The sequence below is a fragment of the Streptomyces sp. NPDC002573 genome, from assembly GCF_042889625.1.
In the GTDB taxonomy this organism is placed as follows: domain Bacteria; phylum Actinomycetota; class Actinomycetes; order Streptomycetales; family Streptomycetaceae; genus Streptomyces; species Streptomyces gibsoniae.
Genome location: NZ_JBIARC010000015.1, coordinates 61,956 through 77,324 on the forward strand (window position 1 = coordinate 61,956; position 15,369 = coordinate 77,324).

Annotated in this window: 13 protein-coding genes and 4 pseudogenes; 14 read left to right on the top strand and 3 right to left on the bottom strand. The window is 68.8% G+C overall.

The annotated features are described in order from the left end of the window. Positions 1-63: 63 nt before the first annotated feature. From ACFYX0_RS16740 to ACFYX0_RS16750, 3 genes are read left to right on the top strand one after another with little or no spacing between them, the layout of a single operon-like run. Positions 64-1,185 carry a tyrosine-type recombinase/integrase gene (locus ACFYX0_RS16740; RefSeq protein ID WP_388970910.1) on the top strand — a complete coding sequence of 374 codons (1,122 nt, stop codon included), beginning with the start codon at positions 64-66 and terminating at the stop codon, positions 1,183-1,185. Then, positions 1,185-1,526, top strand: a complete 342-nt coding sequence (locus ACFYX0_RS16745; RefSeq protein ID WP_388970912.1) for a helix-turn-helix domain-containing protein — start codon at positions 1,185-1,187, stop codon at positions 1,524-1,526. Before ACFYX0_RS16740 ends, ACFYX0_RS16745 begins: the two co-directional genes overlap by 1 nt. Beyond that, positions 1,523-3,964: a site-specific integrase gene (locus ACFYX0_RS16750; RefSeq protein WP_388970914.1), complete on the top strand. Its 2,442-nt coding sequence runs from the start codon at positions 1,523-1,525 to the stop codon at positions 3,962-3,964. Before ACFYX0_RS16745 ends, ACFYX0_RS16750 begins: the two co-directional genes overlap by 4 nt. On the opposite strand, the gene ACFYX0_RS16755 is transcribed toward ACFYX0_RS16750, so the two are convergent. Next, positions 3,965-4,939 carry a hypothetical protein gene (locus tag ACFYX0_RS16755; protein ID WP_388970916.1) on the bottom strand — a complete coding sequence of 325 codons (975 nt, stop codon included), beginning with the start codon at positions 4,937-4,939 and terminating at the stop codon, positions 3,965-3,967. It abuts the gene before it with no gap. A gap of 59 nt (positions 4,940-4,998) precedes the next feature. Between ACFYX0_RS16755 and ACFYX0_RS16760 the strand changes: the two genes are divergently transcribed. The 4 genes from ACFYX0_RS16760 to ACFYX0_RS16775 all read left to right on the top strand — a co-directional run bounded on the left by ACFYX0_RS16760 (position 4,999) and on the right by ACFYX0_RS16775 (position 7,527). Continuing rightward, on the top strand, positions 4,999-5,670 hold the full coding sequence (locus ACFYX0_RS16760) for a TetR/AcrR family transcriptional regulator (protein WP_388970918.1): 672 nt from the start codon (positions 4,999-5,001) through the stop codon (positions 5,668-5,670). A 209-nt stretch (positions 5,671-5,879) separates the two neighbouring features. Next, positions 5,880-6,146, top strand: a complete 267-nt coding sequence (locus ACFYX0_RS16765) for a hypothetical protein (protein WP_388970920.1) — start codon at positions 5,880-5,882, stop codon at positions 6,144-6,146. A 125-nt stretch (positions 6,147-6,271) separates the two neighbouring features. Continuing rightward, entirely contained in the window at positions 6,272-7,123 is an 852-nt protein-coding gene (locus tag ACFYX0_RS16770; RefSeq protein WP_388970922.1) for a hypothetical protein, read from the top strand. Next, positions 7,120-7,527 carry a hypothetical protein gene (locus ACFYX0_RS16775; RefSeq protein WP_388970924.1) on the top strand — a complete coding sequence of 136 codons (408 nt, stop codon included), beginning with the start codon at positions 7,120-7,122 and terminating at the stop codon, positions 7,525-7,527. The genes ACFYX0_RS16770 and ACFYX0_RS16775 overlap by 4 nt, the downstream gene beginning before the upstream one ends. Before the next feature lie 347 nt (positions 7,528-7,874). Here the strand turns inward: ACFYX0_RS16775 and ACFYX0_RS16780 are convergent, their stop codons facing one another. Then, entirely contained in the window at positions 7,875-8,690 is an 816-nt protein-coding gene (locus ACFYX0_RS16780; RefSeq protein WP_388971063.1) for an oxidoreductase, read from the bottom strand. Positions 8,691-8,796: 106 nt separating this feature from the next. Between ACFYX0_RS16780 and ACFYX0_RS16785 the strand changes: the two are divergent. After that, a pseudogene (locus ACFYX0_RS16785) lies at positions 8,797-9,325 on the top strand (TetR/AcrR family transcriptional regulator). A gap of 82 nt (positions 9,326-9,407) precedes the next feature. Here the strand turns inward: ACFYX0_RS16785 and ACFYX0_RS16790 are convergent. Continuing rightward, on the bottom strand, positions 9,408-9,977 hold the full coding sequence (locus ACFYX0_RS16790) for a TetR/AcrR family transcriptional regulator (protein WP_388970925.1): 570 nt from the start codon (positions 9,975-9,977) through the stop codon (positions 9,408-9,410). Between the two features lie 233 nt (positions 9,978-10,210). Here ACFYX0_RS16790 and ACFYX0_RS16795 point away from each other — a divergent pair. The 6 genes and pseudogenes from ACFYX0_RS16795 to ACFYX0_RS16820 all read left to right on the top strand — a co-directional run. Then, positions 10,211-10,509, top strand: a pseudogene (locus ACFYX0_RS16795) (enoyl-CoA hydratase-related protein); the annotation flags it as partial. A gap of 230 nt (positions 10,510-10,739) precedes the next feature. Beyond that, on the top strand, positions 10,740-12,845 hold the full coding sequence (locus ACFYX0_RS16800) for a SpoIIE family protein phosphatase (protein WP_388970927.1): 2,106 nt from the start codon (positions 10,740-10,742) through the stop codon (positions 12,843-12,845). 163 nt (positions 12,846-13,008) lie between these two features. Then, positions 13,009-13,128 (top strand): annotated as a pseudogene (locus tag ACFYX0_RS16805) (TrmB family transcriptional regulator); the annotation flags it as partial. A gap of 61 nt (positions 13,129-13,189) precedes the next feature. Next, the gene (locus ACFYX0_RS16810) at positions 13,190-13,483 is read left to right on the top strand and encodes a hypothetical protein (protein WP_388971076.1); all 294 of its coding nucleotides are present in this window, start codon (positions 13,190-13,192) and stop codon (positions 13,481-13,483) included. 93 nt (positions 13,484-13,576) lie between these two features. After that, positions 13,577-14,277, top strand: a pseudogene (locus tag ACFYX0_RS16815) (SDR family oxidoreductase). Between the two features lie 30 nt (positions 14,278-14,307). Next, positions 14,308-15,339 carry an alpha/beta fold hydrolase gene (locus ACFYX0_RS16820; RefSeq protein WP_388970929.1) on the top strand — a complete coding sequence of 344 codons (1,032 nt, stop codon included), beginning with the start codon at positions 14,308-14,310 and terminating at the stop codon, positions 15,337-15,339. Positions 15,340-15,369: the final 30 nt, after the last annotated feature.

Genomic DNA, 15,369 nt, shown 5'->3' on the forward strand with positions numbered 1-15,369 from the left:
CTGCGGGTTTGGTGATCAGATCCCATCTGATGCAGGATTTGCCCTCCGGAAGGGAGGGCGGAAGTGGGTCTTCAGCGACGTGCCGACCTGGCTGGTGCGGCTCATCTGGAGCTGGTCTCCGGGGTGGTCCAGCTGCGTCCGCAGGACGCGATGGTCGAGGCGATGCTGCGGGGCTGGCGGGCCCAGCAGGCCGCCCGCGGGCTCCGCGAGGACACGGTCACCGCCCGGGAACGGCTCATACGCCGGTTTCTGGAGTACACCAACGAATACCCGTGGGCCTGGACGCCCGGCCACGTGGATGAGTGGTCGCTATGGCTGACCAGCGAGAAGCACCTCGCGCCGTCCACGATCCGCAGCTATCAGGGCAGCCTGCGCCTGTTCAGCGAGTTCCTGATCGACGGCCGTTACGGCTGGGCGGTGGCCTGCGAGGACGCCTTCGGCACCCACCCCGTGGCCATCTGCCACGAGTGGAACACCATCGCCCACCTCAACGACTACGAGGGCTGCCCCGAGGCGAGGCCGTTCACCCGCGAGGAGATTCAGCGCTTCCTCGACTACGCCGACGACCAGGTCGAACGGGCGGTCCGGGCCAAGCGCAAGGGAGCCCTCGCTGCCTACCGCGACGCCACGCTCTTCAAGGTCATCTACGGGTGGGGGCTGCGCCGGACCGAGACGTCGAAGCTGGATGTGGTCGACTTCGGACGGAATGCGAAGGCTCCGCAGTTCGGACGATACGGCACGCTCAACGTCCGCTACGGCAAGGCAAAGAAGGGCCAGCCCCCGCGTCGTCGCAACGTGCTGTCGGTGATGGACTGGGCGGTGGAGGCGGTCGCCGACTACGTGGAGAACGTACGTCCCCGGTTTGGTTGCGAGGACCACCCCGCGTTGTGGGTGACCGAGCGGGGCGGCCGCATCAAGCCGGCGGAGATCAACGCCCGGTTCGTCGCCTACCGTGACGCCCTGAAGCTCCCGAAGGAGCTGACCGTCCACTCCGCTCGCCACGCCTACGTCACCCACCTCACGGAGGACGGGGTCGACCGGCGGTTTCTGCAGCAGCAAGTCGGTCACGAGAATGACAGCTCCACCGCCATCTACACCCACGTCAGCGACGACTTCATGAACACCATGCTCCACAAGGCACTTGCTCCCGCGCTCGCCCCGACCTCCGCAGACAAGGACCGCTGATGGCCGCCAAGCTCGACTACCAATGGCACCTGCGCAAGGTCATGGCCGACCGCGGCCTCTTCTCCACCACCGACCTCATCCCGCTGCTGGACGAACGCGGCATCACCCTGTCCTCCAGCCAGGTCTACCGGCTCGTCGTCGAGCGCCCCGAGCGGCTCAGCCTGAAGATCCTCATGGCCCTGCTCGACATCCTCGACTGCACCATGGACGACCTCATCGAGCCCGTGACCGCAGCCGGAGCCGGATCAACCACCCGAAACAAGAAGGCCGTTGGCGCCGAGACCGGTGTCGGTGACCTGCGGCCCAAACGGGCCCGCATCCGCGGTGCCGAGCGGCCGTGACCGCACCCGGGCACCCCGAGCGGGCCGTCTCTGATCCGATCGGGATGATCGTGGACCTGGTCTCGGCCGTCGAACACCGACTGGAGCCCGACCGGATCCGCGCCGTGGTCACCTACGTCGCGGGCGGCCGCGCGAAGTCACGCCGCCTCGCGGCGCATCTGGCCGAGCATCCCAGCGTGCTTGCCGACGGACGCTCGCCCGCGCCCAGGGCCGTCGGCGACCTGCTCATCGCCCTGTGTGAGGCCGGAGCCCAGGCCATCTCGCCGCCGTGCTGCGCCGAATGCGGCAGGCAGATGCGAACCCTCCAACGCCGCGGCCAGGACTGGTACTGCGGGAACTGCGGACCGCAACCCGAGTCCTGTGCTGCCTGCGGAAACAACCGCCGGGTCGCTACGCGGGACCGGGCCGGGCGACCGCGATGCGCCAAGTGCCCGGACTCCGACGGACGCGATCCCATCGCGGTGATCAGCGCCCTGATCGCCGAACTGGACACGCAGGCAGGGAGGGAAGTAATCGCTGATGCGGTCCGCCGGTCGGCACCCCGCCCCTCCTACCGGCAGAAGCTCGCCTGGGCCCTGGAAGCCCACCCCGCCCTGCTGACCGGGGACGGCCACCTCGCACCCCACCGCGCGATCCTCCGGTTGATCGACCTGCTGCACGAGGCCGGCGTCGCCGGAATCGTCCGGCCGTCCTGCCCGGGCTGCCACAGAGTCGTACGCATCGACAAGCCCCTGGACGGACAGCGAGTCTGCCGCACCTGCATCGCCCACTCCCGCATCGAGGAGTGCTCAGGCTGCGGGGCCCGCCGAGAGCCGGCCACCCGCGACGACCAGGGCCGGCCGCTGTGTCCGAACTGCCTCGTCAACGACCCGGCGAACCTGGAGACCTGCATCAACTGCGGCAGGCGAAAGGTCGTGAACACCCGTATGCCGGACGGTCCGCTCTGCTCCAGCTGCCCCTCCTTGCCCACCGCGATGTGCAGCATCTGCGGCGAGGAGAGGCCCTGCGGCACTTCCCGCACCACAGGCCGGCCGTGGTGCCCGGACTGCCAGCGCCGCTCAGCACCGTGCTCGGTCTGCCGAGGTGTCGTGGCGGTCGTCTCCGGGACCTTCGACAAGCCCCTTTGCGCGGACTGCACCGCCCCTGAGGTCTGGCACACCTGTCCCACCTGCAGCGATCCCGACTACCCGCACCCCGGCCAGTGCGCCCGTTGTCTCATCAACCGGCGCCTGGGCGAGCTGCTGGGTCCCCCGTCCGATGCCCTCCACCCCGGCCTCGAAGCCCTCCGGCACAACATCGCCACCACCGAGCACCCCATCACCGCCAGACGCTGGCTGAACAAGCCGTCCGTCTCCCCAGTCCTGTCCGACCTCGCGTCCGGCCGGCGAGCCCTGACACACGAGGCCCTCGACGAACTGCCCGACAGCCCGCCTCTCGCCCACCTCCGCCAAGTCCTCGTCGGCGTCGGTGCCCTGCCCGAGCGGGACGAGTACATGGTCCGCCTCGAACGCTTCCTCACCAGCCTCCTCGCCTCCCAGCCAGACCCCGAGCAACGCAGAGTTCTGCACCGTTACACGGTCTGGCACCTGGTCCGGCGGCTTCGCCGACGCAACAACGGCCGCCCCATCACCCCGCAGCAGTTCAACTCCGCACGTCAGCGCACCCACGCGGCCGTCGCCTTCCTGAACTGGCTCACAGCCCACGACCTCGCCCTGGAGACCTGTCGGCAGGCCGACCTCGACCGGTGGCTCACCGACGACTTGGCCACCTATCGCCAGACGGCCGGGCACTTCATCCGCTGGGCCCGCACCAACAAGCTCACCACGGTCCATGTCCCCGCCGTCCGCTGGAACGGCCCCACTCAGCCACTCGACGACGAACATCGCTGGAACGTCGCCCGCCGGCTCCTGCACGACGACGCACTCAAGCCCGAGGACCGCCTCGCCGGGCTGCTTCTCCTCCTCTATGCCCAAGGGCCGTCGGCGATCCACCGGTTGACCACCGAGGACGTCGAGGTCGGCGCTCAGGAAGTACGTCTCCACCTCGGCAATGCACCCGTTCAGCTGCCTGAGCCAGTCGCCCAGCTGGCCCGCACTGTCGCCGCGAACCGCAAGGGGCACGCGACCATCGGTGCCCTGGCGCCGTCTCCATGGCTCTTTCCCGGCGGCCAGCCCGGACGGCCGATCAGCACCACACAGCTGACGCAGCGGCTGAACCAGCTCGGGATCCGTCCCATCCAAGCCCGCAGCACCGCGCTCTTCCAACTCGCCACCGAGATTCCTGCAGCGATCCTCGCCCGCACCCTGGGCATCCACACCGACGTTGCTGTCGCCTGGCAACGGCTCTCCGCGGGCGACTGGGCCACTTACGCCGCCGAGGTCAGCCGACGGGCCACCCGATCGCACCAGCAAGGAAAAGACGTACGTGACCTCCGATGATCAGCACGGCACGACCGGTGGATTGCCCAATTCGTTGATGAGACGCCGGTATGTTTCGAAGGCCGGTTTGGGGGTGTAGTCGTCGCGCAGAAGACCGAAGCGGTGGAAGATCCCCTCGGCAGTACTGTCGGCGTCTCGCAGGGCGAAGAACGAGTATCCGTCGATGTTCAGACCGGCGGCGAGAGCATCCGCGGTCCGCACGACGGTTTCGAGGACCGCGGCCTGTCGCTGCTCGCTGCGGCCGGGGCCGGTGGGCCAGCCGTTCTCGCAGATACGGATCGCGACGCTGTCGGGGATACCGGCCTTTCGCAGGTCGGTGCGCCGGAACGCGGAGAGGACCGCAGTGACCGCTTCCGCCAACTGCTCGGCGGCGATGGGACGGAACACGTCCGGGAAGAAGTCCAGGCCGACGTAGTCCAGGCTCTGCCGGAAGCGGTCGTCGGCCAGGGCGCCGAGCTCGGACCAGAAGGTGTCGGCCGGGTTGAAGGTCGGCACGGCGTTGAAGCCGACCGCCAGGCTATGCCCCAGGGCCCGGGCCTCCTGCTTGGCCGCGATGACCCCCTCAACGAGCGCGTTCAGGACGTTGGGGATGCTGCCGTCGACCACGGGCAGGTCGGCGTTGGGCTCTTCGCAGATCTGGACGGATGCCAGGTGCGGTCCAGCGGTGCGGACGGCCTCGCGGACGAACTCCAGCCACCCCTCCAACTCGCCGGACGGCTCACGGAACTGCAGCACGAGGTCGAGCTTGCGGCCCCGCTGGAGATACGTCTCGGGGTCGGCAGGCGTGGTCGGTTCCAGCGGCGTCACGGTGGCGGCGAACGACTGGTACGCGCGCACTAACAGGGTGGCTGTGTCGCCTTGGAGCGCGTCAAGCGCCTCGGTGATGCGGTCCGGCAGGTCCGGGCGGACCGGGCGGACGATGCCCTGGTCGTCCCCCAGGATCCCACCCGGATAGATGCCAAAGTGCAAGGTCATGGTCCCACCCCGAAAATCTTGGCGTCACTACAATTTTGTGGTGACACTATCATCTGGGTATGGGCCTTCGAGAGACCAAGAAGCAGCAGACCCGCACGGCGATCGCTGACGCGGCCCTGCCTCTCTTCCTGAAGCACGGCTTCGACCAGGTCACGGTCGCCGAGGTGGCACGGCACGCAGGCGTCTCCACCAACACCGTGTTCAACTACTTCCCCGCCAAGGAAGACCTCTTCTTCGACCGCCAGGCAGAGGTAGAGGGCCATCTCGCCACACTGGTACACAACCGTCCACCCGGCACCTGCCCAGTGGAGACCATCCGCAACGACCTGCTGACCGCCCTGCGGCACGACGACCCCACACTCGGGCTCCACCCCGACGCGCCCCGGTTCTGGCAGGTCATCCACGACAGCGCCGCACTGCGCGCACGTGAACGCGAGATCAGCGAACACGCCGAGGACGCGCTGACGACCGCCCTGGCCGAACATCCGGCGAACACCGCCAACGGACTGGATCCGGCCGACCACCTGATGCCCGCACTCCTCGCAGGTGCCATCGCCGGCATACACCGGGCAGCCCTGCGCGAACTACAACGACGCATCCTGTCCGGCGAATCACCCACGGACGCCCGCGACAGTGTCGCCACCGCGGCATTCCAGGCATTCAACCTGCTCTGCTCCGGACTCCACGCAGATGCCGAACAGACGTCGCAGGAGCTACGGCTCCCCCAGTAACCCCGCAGACCAGCCGAGGCATTCAGACAGTTCCAATACCCGACGTCACCATTAGCCCCCGTCGCTCACCTGCAGCTGGAGTCGATCCTCGCGGCAGCCGAGACCACCGACGAGGGAAGGGCCGTCGAGAATCTGGACGGCGTCTTCTCCCGGCTGGCCCGGGAGACGGCGGGTATTCAGGACATCGACACCCTCGTTGGGGTGGCGTCGTGAGCGGGCGGGGACGGCGGGCCGTCCTGCCGCCGGCTGACCACCATGTCGCGCATCCGCTGGCTCATGACGGTCTGGTCGTGACCGTGGTCAACAAGGCCGGTTACGAGCAGAGGTACGACTTTGCCGAGCTGCCGGTCGCGGAGCCGCTGCAGCGCTCGCTTGCCTCGGCGTTCGCTGCCCAGTCCCGCCGCTGGAAAGCCTGCGCTCGGGCTGTTGCCCGGACCCTGACCCCGCACCCGACGGCACTCCGAGACGGCACCTGATCCGCAGCCACCACTACAAGAACGTCACGGACGACGATGGCCATCACGTCTCCGGCGGAGAAGAGCGCGAAGTCCCCTGGGTCGCCATCACGCCCGTCGTCCACGCCATCCGCGTCCTGGAACGCATGGTCCCCGAGGGCGAACTCCTTCTCAGCGCGACGCACCACGACTTCCCCCACTCCCGCGGCTATCGCGGCGCATTGAAGTACGGAGCCCTGAGCCGGAAGATCGAGGACTTCGTGGCCTGGGCGAACCATGAAGCCCTTCTCCAGGGCCTGCCGAACCAGGTCATCCCGGAGGACCCCCACGGACCGATCGGCCTGTCCAGGTTCCGTCGCAGCCTGGCCTGGCACATCGCGCGTCGCCCGGGTGGACTGATCGCTCTCGCCATCCAGTACGGCCACATGCGCACCGTCCTCGACGCCCGCGCCTCCAGCGGCTACGGCACCCGCAGCCGCCGCGGCATTCACAGCGAACTCGACGTCGAGACCGCCCTCGCCGCTGCCGACACAGCCGCCCACCTGCGCGACCGGATCGCCGCCGGCGAAAGAATCTCTGGCCCGGCAGCCCGCCGGGCCATCACCGCTACCTTCCATGCCCCCCGTTTCGAGGGCCGCATGGTCCCCAAGACCTTCGCCATGAAGGCCACCGCCTACCTGGCCCGCGACGGCATCGTCCTGTTCGACAACCCAGACGCGTTCCTGATCTGCGCCTTCAAGCGCGACACGGCCCTTTGCGATCCGGACCCAGGGGCGACGGCACCCAACCAGTTCGCCTGCCAGCTCGGCTGCGGCAACGCGGTCCGCACCGACAGCCACGCGCAGGCGGCGCGAGAGCACGCTGATCGGCTCGATGCGAAGGCAGCCCTCGTGCCCCAGCCCCTGGGTGAGCGGTTTCGCAGGACCGCCAACCGCTTCCGCGCTCTCGCCGACGCCCACGATTCCGTTGCCCAGTCCGCCGAGGAGGCCATCGCATGAACCACCAGCACGAGGACGAACGCTCCCGCATCCGCGCGGCCATGGACCGCCTCCTGGCCGGCCAGCCCACCAGCTCCAACGGCAGCCTCACAGTGGTCGCGCTCGCCGCAGAGGCCGGTGTCCACCGCATGGCTCTCCAAAAGCGCCACGCCGACCTCAAGGAGGAGTTCTACGCGCGGGTGCGTACGGAAACGCACCAGACGCCGGAAGTCGAAAGGCGGCTTCGCAAAGAGGTCGTCCGCCTGAAGGAAGCTCTCAGGGACTCCCGGGCTGCCGAGGCCGCGTCCCGGCATCGAGCGGAGCAGATGGCCCTCGCGGCAGCCGTCCTCATCCTCCGGCAACCCGACAGCCAGGGCCAGCCTGCCCCCGGCAATGTCATCCCGCTCCGCCCGTCCGGCGATTAAAGAGAGCAGGCCGTCACGCGGCGGCGCCAAGCTCCTTGCGGGTCCGCTGGATGAACTCGCGGACAGCGGGCTCGCGCCGTCAGGGGGCATGGGCGGTGTTGAACTCTCGGACGTAGTCCTCGGCTCGGGAAGACTGGACGCGAGCGGAGATGTCGACGGACCGGTTGCCGAGCTCGTGGTCGAGGTCGCGGGCCGGGAGAGCGCAGTTGTGTCGGCAGAGGCCGTGTCCCACCCAGATCGTGTCGCGGATTGGGCGTGATCATGGATCCAGGGGCCCAAGAACCGTGCCCTGCTGGCCCAGGCCCTGTGCGTCTCTTTCTCGTGGGTGAGCTGGGTGCGGGCAGGCGTCAGCCGGCCATCCGGTTGAGCTTGCGGACCTGCTTGTCGAAGACCCTGGCAGGTGCGAGCCGCCGCAGTGCGCTGGCGCGTCCGGCCAGGGGACCTGCGGTGTAGCGCAGCTTCGGCTTCGGGTCGGTCGCCGCCGCGACGATTACCTTGGCGACGACGGCGGGGTCGTCGCCGTTCTTGATCGCTGTCTCCAACATGTCGTCGAAGGCGCGCCGCTGGGCAGCGTAGACCTGTAGGGGCGTGTCGGGCCGCGGGCTATTGGCCTCGAAACCGGTGCTGGTGTAGGCGGGTTCGACGAGAAGTGCCCGAACACCCTGCTCGCGGATCTCGTGGTCCAGGGACTCGGAGTACCCCTCGATCGCGTGCTTAGACCCTGCGTAGACGGCCATGTACGGCGAAGGGAGGAAGCCGACCACGGAGGAGAGGTTGATGATGCGTCCGCGTCCACGGGCCCGCATGTGCGGCAGGACCGCCTGCACCATTCGCATCACGCCGAAGACGTTGACGTCGAAGACGGCCTGGGCCTGCGCGATGGAGTTCTCTTCGGCCGCGCCCATCAAGCCCGTACCTGCGTTGTTGACCAGGACATCGATCCGCCCGAACCGGTCGAGCACCTGCTGGACCACGGCGGTGGCCGACGCGTCACTGGCCACGTCGAGGTCGAGGAAGGTCACGCCGTCGGGCGGGGTGACGCGGGAGGTGTCGCGGCTTGTGCCGACCACGTCGAACCCCGCTTCGACCAGCGCGAGCGCTGCTGCCTTCCCGATGCCGGATGACGCACCCGTCACGAGTGCCACCGGCCGATGTGTACTCATCATGGATTCCCGACTCACTGAGAAACCGATCACAACTGTAAACCGATCGGTTTCCGGCTGCAAGTCCAGGGAGTACCCCCGACCGGCGCGAGACAGGAATGGCGGCATGGGCAGGATCAGCGCGCAGGAGAGACGTCAGAGTGTCATCCGCGCAGCCGTCGCCGAGTTCGCCCTCAGGGGCTACTACGGCACCTCCACCGAGTCGATCGCCAATCGCGCCGGTGTCGCGCAGCCGTACCTCTTCCGGCTCTTTCCGGGCAAGCGGGCGATCTTCGCCGCCGCCTTGACGCGGAGTATGGAAGACACCCGGCTAGCTTTCGAGCGCGCCGCCGAAGGGGTGGAGGGCAGCGAGCAGGCCCTCCAGGCCATGGCGAACGCCTACGCGCGACTGATCTCCGAGCAGCCGGAAACGCTACTGATGCAGATGCAGGGATACGCCCTCGTGGCAGCCGCCGAGGCACAGGGCGATGACCAGATCGGTGAACTCGTCCGGGCCGACTGGATCAGGCTGGGAAACCGTGCGCCTGCCGCTGGGCGCAGATGCCGAGGAAGCCACGGCCTTCCTCGCGCACGGCATGCTGATCAATACCCTCACCATCGGGCTTCCCCTCGACCGCCGGGAAGCAAAGCCGTAATCCGTCACAGTTGCCCGGATTGCCGGAGACCGGCGTCAGCCCTGCGCATCGGTCGCCGGGGCCTGCTCGAAAAGGTGGTGCGTCAGCGCACGCCTGCCGCATCGAGCAGGGTGGCCACCGTGGGGGCGATGAGTCCGGTGAGGTTGTCGGCTCCGATCCCCGCGCGGGCGCTGGCGCCGTCGAAGACCAGGCTGAGCTGTCGGGCCAGCAGGTCGGGATCATCCGCTCCGCCCTGTTCGGCCTCGGCCCGGAAGAAGGCCCTCAGGTTTTCCTTGACCCGGTGGGCCACCCGGCTCGCAGGGTGACTCCGGTCCTTGAGCTCGATCTGCACCGCCAGATACCGGCAGCCCCGGAACTCGGGCGCACCCGCCTGCAGTTCCACCTGCTCGAAGACGTGCAGGATCCGCTCGCGGGGTGAACGGCCATCGTCCGCCGCGGGCAGGAGTGTCGCCACGAAGGCGGAAGCCCGTTCCTCCAGGCTCGCTGCCAGCAGCTCGTCCTTGTTCTCGAACAGCTGGTACATGGAGCGTTTCGACACCCCCGCTGCCTTGCACAGCGCCTCGATGCCGATGCTGACGCCGTCTCGGTAGGTAAGTGTGGCCGCCGCTTCCAGGAGTCGCTCTCGGGGACTTGCCTTTACTTCGGTGCTCATAGTGTGAGGTTAACTCGATTCGGGTGAAACATAAACCGATCGGTTTCCGGGCTGGCCGGGACGGCTGGCGCTGCCCACGCGACGGAGCGGACACCCGAAGGCCGCACAGAGGCTCGGCGACGGCCCCCGGGGGAAAGGTACCGTCGCCGAGCCCTGATGGTGTGCGCGCCTGCCGTCCCGCAGGGTGACGCACACCGGGGCCGCTCCGCACCGTGGCCCCGTCCGGGGGTGGGTTGCCCGAGGCCGACATCAACATCCCCTTCACGCCCGGCATGGCCGCCCTGATCCGGTCCCGGCTGGCGCCGGGGACCGCGCACGAGGCCATGGTCACCGGCCGCCGCTACGGCGGGTCGGCTGCCACGGCCGCCGGCATCGTCGACCGGGCGGTGGACGAGGACGCCGTACGTTCTACCGCCGTGGAGATCGCCGAGTCCTAGCTGAGCAAGGCCGGCGAGACCCTCGGCACCATCAAGCACGCATGTACGCCTCGGTCCTCGACACACTGCGCAGCACGGCCGACCCGCTCGGCTGACACCCCGCGACCGGACACCGCTCGACTCGACCGGACACCGCTCGACCCTCTGTCCAACGCCGGCAGGCCCGGCAGTGTGGCCCGTAGTACCGTGAACGAAGGTGTTGCGAAGCACTGGGGCGAGTGACATGCGGTCTCCGGCATCCCCTTCTCAGCCGTCGTCCGGCGCCGGCACCACAACCGACGCGGCGGGCCGCGACGACCTGTTCGTGTCGGTGGCTCGCCGTTGCATGCGCGACCTGCACGCGTCGGCCGCCTCCGTCTATCTCGCGGCGCCCGGGGATCAGGTGTTGGCGGCCGCGGTGGTCGTCGCCTCGCCCTTGGGCCTGATCGCACCCGAGCGTCTGCCCCTCGATGACCTGACCCTTCCCTCCGTCCGGGCCCATCGAACGGGGCGGATCTGCACGGACCGCGCCTACGACATAGCGGCACAGCATCTCGATTTCGGGGTCTACGCGGCTGCTCCGCCCCTCGTGGCCGCCGCACCGCTGGCGGCAGGAGCGCGGCGGTTCGGTGTGCTGGTGGTGTTCTTGCCGCGCGACGTTCAGGAGCCGTCGACGGAGGAGACGGACTACCTGCGCCGAGCAGCCCGACATCTCTCGTTCGAGTTGGACCGCCTTGCCCACCGCGGTGTCTCTCTGTCTCCTCCGAAGCTTCCGCTGGTCGTCTCTCCTGAGAGCGGTGCCGCTGCGGAGACCGGCCAGGCCGCCCCGATGGAAGGAGAGTGGAGCGCACCCTTCATCTTTCACCTGCACAAGCTGGCCGTTTCCCTGATGTCGGTCGTGCATACGAGGGACGCGGTGGCGCGGACGATCGAGCGCCTGATGTCCGGATTCGGCGCCCGAGCGGTGGCCATCAGCCTGATCGAGGGCGATCGGCTCCATGTGGTGGGCGCGTCGGGCTGCTCGAAGGAGTACCTGAAAGCCGTCAACGGAATCTCTGTCAGCACGAAGTCCCCGGAAACCGAGGCCATCGCGCACAAGCAGCAGATCATCCACGAGGCCGGAGAGCGGGGCCGGCCGTCCGGGCAGGGCCGCCTGACAGGGGACGGCCGTGACGAATACGTGTGGGTCGTGCTCCCGCTGCTGGCGGGCGACCACGCACTGGGCACGTGCTCGATCGGGCTCGCACCGGAGCAGCGCCCGGTGGCCACGCACCTGTCGCCCCTGCCCACTCTGTCGACGCTGCTCGGCCAGACACTCGAACGCACCCAGCTGTACGACGCCGGCCACGCGTTGGCGCAGAAGTTGCAGCAGGCCCTGCTGCCTCGGATGCTTCCCCAGCTCGCGGGTGTGGTGACCACGAGCCGGTACGAGCCGCCCAGTGGCGCGATCGAGCTGGGCGGCGACTGGTACGACCTGATCACGCTCCCCTCCGGCGGCGTGGCCGCGGTGGTCGGCGACGTCGAGGGCCACAACACCGCGGCAGCCGTGGTGATGGGGCAGCTCAGCAGTGCGGTACGCAGCTATGCGCTGGAGGGCCACGACCCGAGCACGGTGCTGTATCGCGCGAATCGCCTGATGGTCGACTTCGAGACGGATCACTTCGCGACCTGCTGCTGCGTCTGGCTCGACCCCGACACCGGCACGGCCCAGATCGTCAGCGCCGGTCATCCGCGCCCGGTCATCCGAACCGCTGACGGCGCGTATCCGGCGGCCGTCGCCGACATCGGCGTCCCGCTGGGAGTCGAGGCGAGTCCGTCGTATCAACCCGGCATCCTCACTCTGGAACCGGGGACGCTGCTGGTTCTGTACACGGACGGGCTGTCGGGCAGGGGTGGCGAGCTGACCCGGGAGACGCTGGAAGCGGCTGTCGCGGCCTCCGGGGACGAACTGGAACTGCTCGGTGACCGGCTGATGGGCTCCGGTGTCGGGGGGACCCCGCGGGCGGACGACGCCGCGCTTCTGCTGCTGCGGTACGAAGGCCCCTCGGTGGAGGTGAAGGAGTACATCAGACGGCTGCACCTGCACCGCCACGACTACCAGGGCGTCCGGCGCGCCCGGCATTTCCTCACCGCGTCCCTGGACAACTGGCATCTGCCCGAACTGTCCGATCCCGCCGAGGTGCTGGCGTCGGAGGTCGTCACCAACGCGCTCGTCCACGGGGACAGCGACGTCGACCTGTGTCTGCGCAGGTACCCGGACCATCTCCGGGTGGAGGTACGGGACAGTGACTCCCACCCCGCCATGCTCGTGGATCTCGGTCCCGACGAGGACAAGGCGGAGGGAGGACGGGGGCTGGTGATCGTGTCCGCCCTGGCTTCCTCCTGGGGGAACTCGCCGAGCGGCCGGGGGAAGACGGTGTGGTTCGAGATGGACACCGTGGAGGCGGCGTAGCCCCCGCTGCCTCACGGCCGCCAGCGCGGGCCCGCCGGGGCGGAGCGGCGCGCCGTCGCGGCATGTCCCGTCCGGGCCGGCCGCATCGACGGCCCCTTGTGCCACACCTCCCATGTAGTCCGGTATTCAACCGTTGAAGCCCAGGAACCGGGAGGCGTCGGTGGTGCTGGAGGTCGCCGGTATCTCGCACGAGGAGGAGTCCGTCTACCGGCTGCTCGTCACGTCCGGCCGGGCCACCACGGAGGACCTGGCCCGGCGCGCGGGTCTGACCGACGCGGACGCGGCGCGCATTCTCGACTCACTGGCCCTCAAAGGCCTCGCAAGTCATACGGACGGCACCCCCGGTGTTCCGGGCCGCTCCCCCGGACGGGGCGCTGCTTCCCCGGCTCAAGCGGAGCGCCGACACGCTGGAGCTTGCCAGGCTCGAGGCCACTCGTCTGATCCAGGCCTACCAGGACACGATGCGCAGGCACGACGCCGGCCAGTTGCTCGAGGTCATCACAGGGGCCGAGGCCCTGCGCCAGCACCTGAGGCAGATCCAGACCTACGCGCAGGACGAGATGCTCTGGTTCTGCAAGGCCCACCTCAGTCTCTCCGCCGGACTCCGGGTGTGGTCATCGCTCCCTCATGGCTGCTGACGCGTTTCGTACGACTATGACCCGACTTGCACGAAAAAACCGATCGGTTTACGGTAAGAGAAACCGATCGGTTTCCGGCTTGTGGAGGCAGTCGTGACAGCAATCGAAGGCGCCACTGTCCTTGTCACTGGGGGCGGCCGGGGCATCGGCAAGATGCTGGTCGAGGAGCTCTACGGGCGCGGGGCCGGCAAGGTCTACGCCACGGCGCGTGACCCGCGCACGGTGACGCACCCCGGTGCCGTTCCGCTGGCTCTTGAGGTCACCGACCCCGCATCCGTGACGGCCGCCGCCGAGCAGGCCCAGGACGTCACCATCCTGATCAACAACGCCGGCGCCTCGGTCCGCGCCTCGTACCTCGACTCACCGATGGAGGAGGTGCGCCGTGACGTGGAGACGAACTTCTACGGGCCGCTGCTGGTCACCCGGGCCTTCGTGCCGATCATCGAGCGCAATGGCGGGGGCACATCCTCAACGTCCATTCCGCCCTGTCCTGGCTGGCCGACGGCACGCCCTACGGCGCCTCCAAGGCCGCCCTGTGGTCGCAGACGAACTCCCTGCGTCTTAAGTTGCAGCCGCGCGGCTTCGCGGTGACCGGACTTCACGTGGCCTACGTGGACACGGACATGACGGCGGGCCTCGACGCACCCAAGGCCGACCCCCGCGACGTCGCCGTAGCCGCCCTCGACGGCATCGAGGCGGGCGCGCACGAGGTGCTGGCCGACGACACCACCCGCTGGGTCAAGTCGCAGCTGTCCGCCGATCTGGAGGCCCTCTACCCGCAGTTGAACAAGTAGCACGCCCTCACCGAATCCGAGGAAATTGTCATGGAAAGTTCGCTCACCCACCGCTTCGTCGACGTGAACGGGATCAGGCTGCACATGGCCGAGCAGGGGCAGGGGCCGCTGGTCCTGCTGCTGCACGGCTGGCCGGAGAGCTGGTACTCCTGGCGTCACCAGTTCGGGGCGCTGGCAGCGGCCGGGTACCGGGTCGTCGCCCCGGACCAGCGCGGCTATGCCCGCAGCGAGCAGCCGCCGGACGTCACCTCGTACACCCTCCTCCACCTCGTCGGCGACGTGATCGCCCTGATCGAGGAACTCGGCGAGGAACAGGCGGTCGTCGTGGGACACGACTGGGGCGCACCGGTTGCCTGGACCGCGGCGATGCTGCGCCCCGACAAGGTCCGTGCGGTGGCCGGGCTCAGTGTCCCGCCGATCCTGCCCGGCGGGATGGTCCCGCCCTCGATCACCCGTACCCAGTACGGCGAGGGCTTCTACCAGGTGTACTTCCAGCAGCCGGGAGTCGCCGACGCCGAGTTCGCCAAGGACATCCCGGAATCCTTCCGCCGCCTCCTGGTCGGCGCCTCGGGCGACAACCCGCTCGGCAGCAAGCCCCGCCCGCTGGTCATACCCGACGGTCTGGGCCTGCTGGACACCATGCCGGCCTCACCCGACCTGCCGGACTGGCTGACCGAGGAGGACATCCAGGCGTACGCCGAGGACTTCGCTCTCCACGGCGAGCGGGCGTTCACCGGAGCCTTCAACTGGTACCGGAACATCGAGCGCAACAACGAACTGCTCGCCGCATTCCGGGGGCGTGGGATCGACGTTCCCGCGCTGTACGTGGTGGGAGACCGCGACATGGTCACCTCATTTCGCAGCCCGGACGGGGGCCCCTCGTTGGGCGAGATGCTCCGAGGCGAGGGCGGGCCGGACAACCTGCTGAGCGCTGTCCCGCACCTGCATGACGTGGTGGTGCTTGAGGGTTGTGGGCACTGGACGCAGCAGGAGCGTCCCGCGGAGACCAACGCCGCGCTCCTGGACTTCCTCGCCCACATCGACGGCCCCGCGCCCCGGTGACACTGCGCAGAATCCGCCTGGCCGGCACAG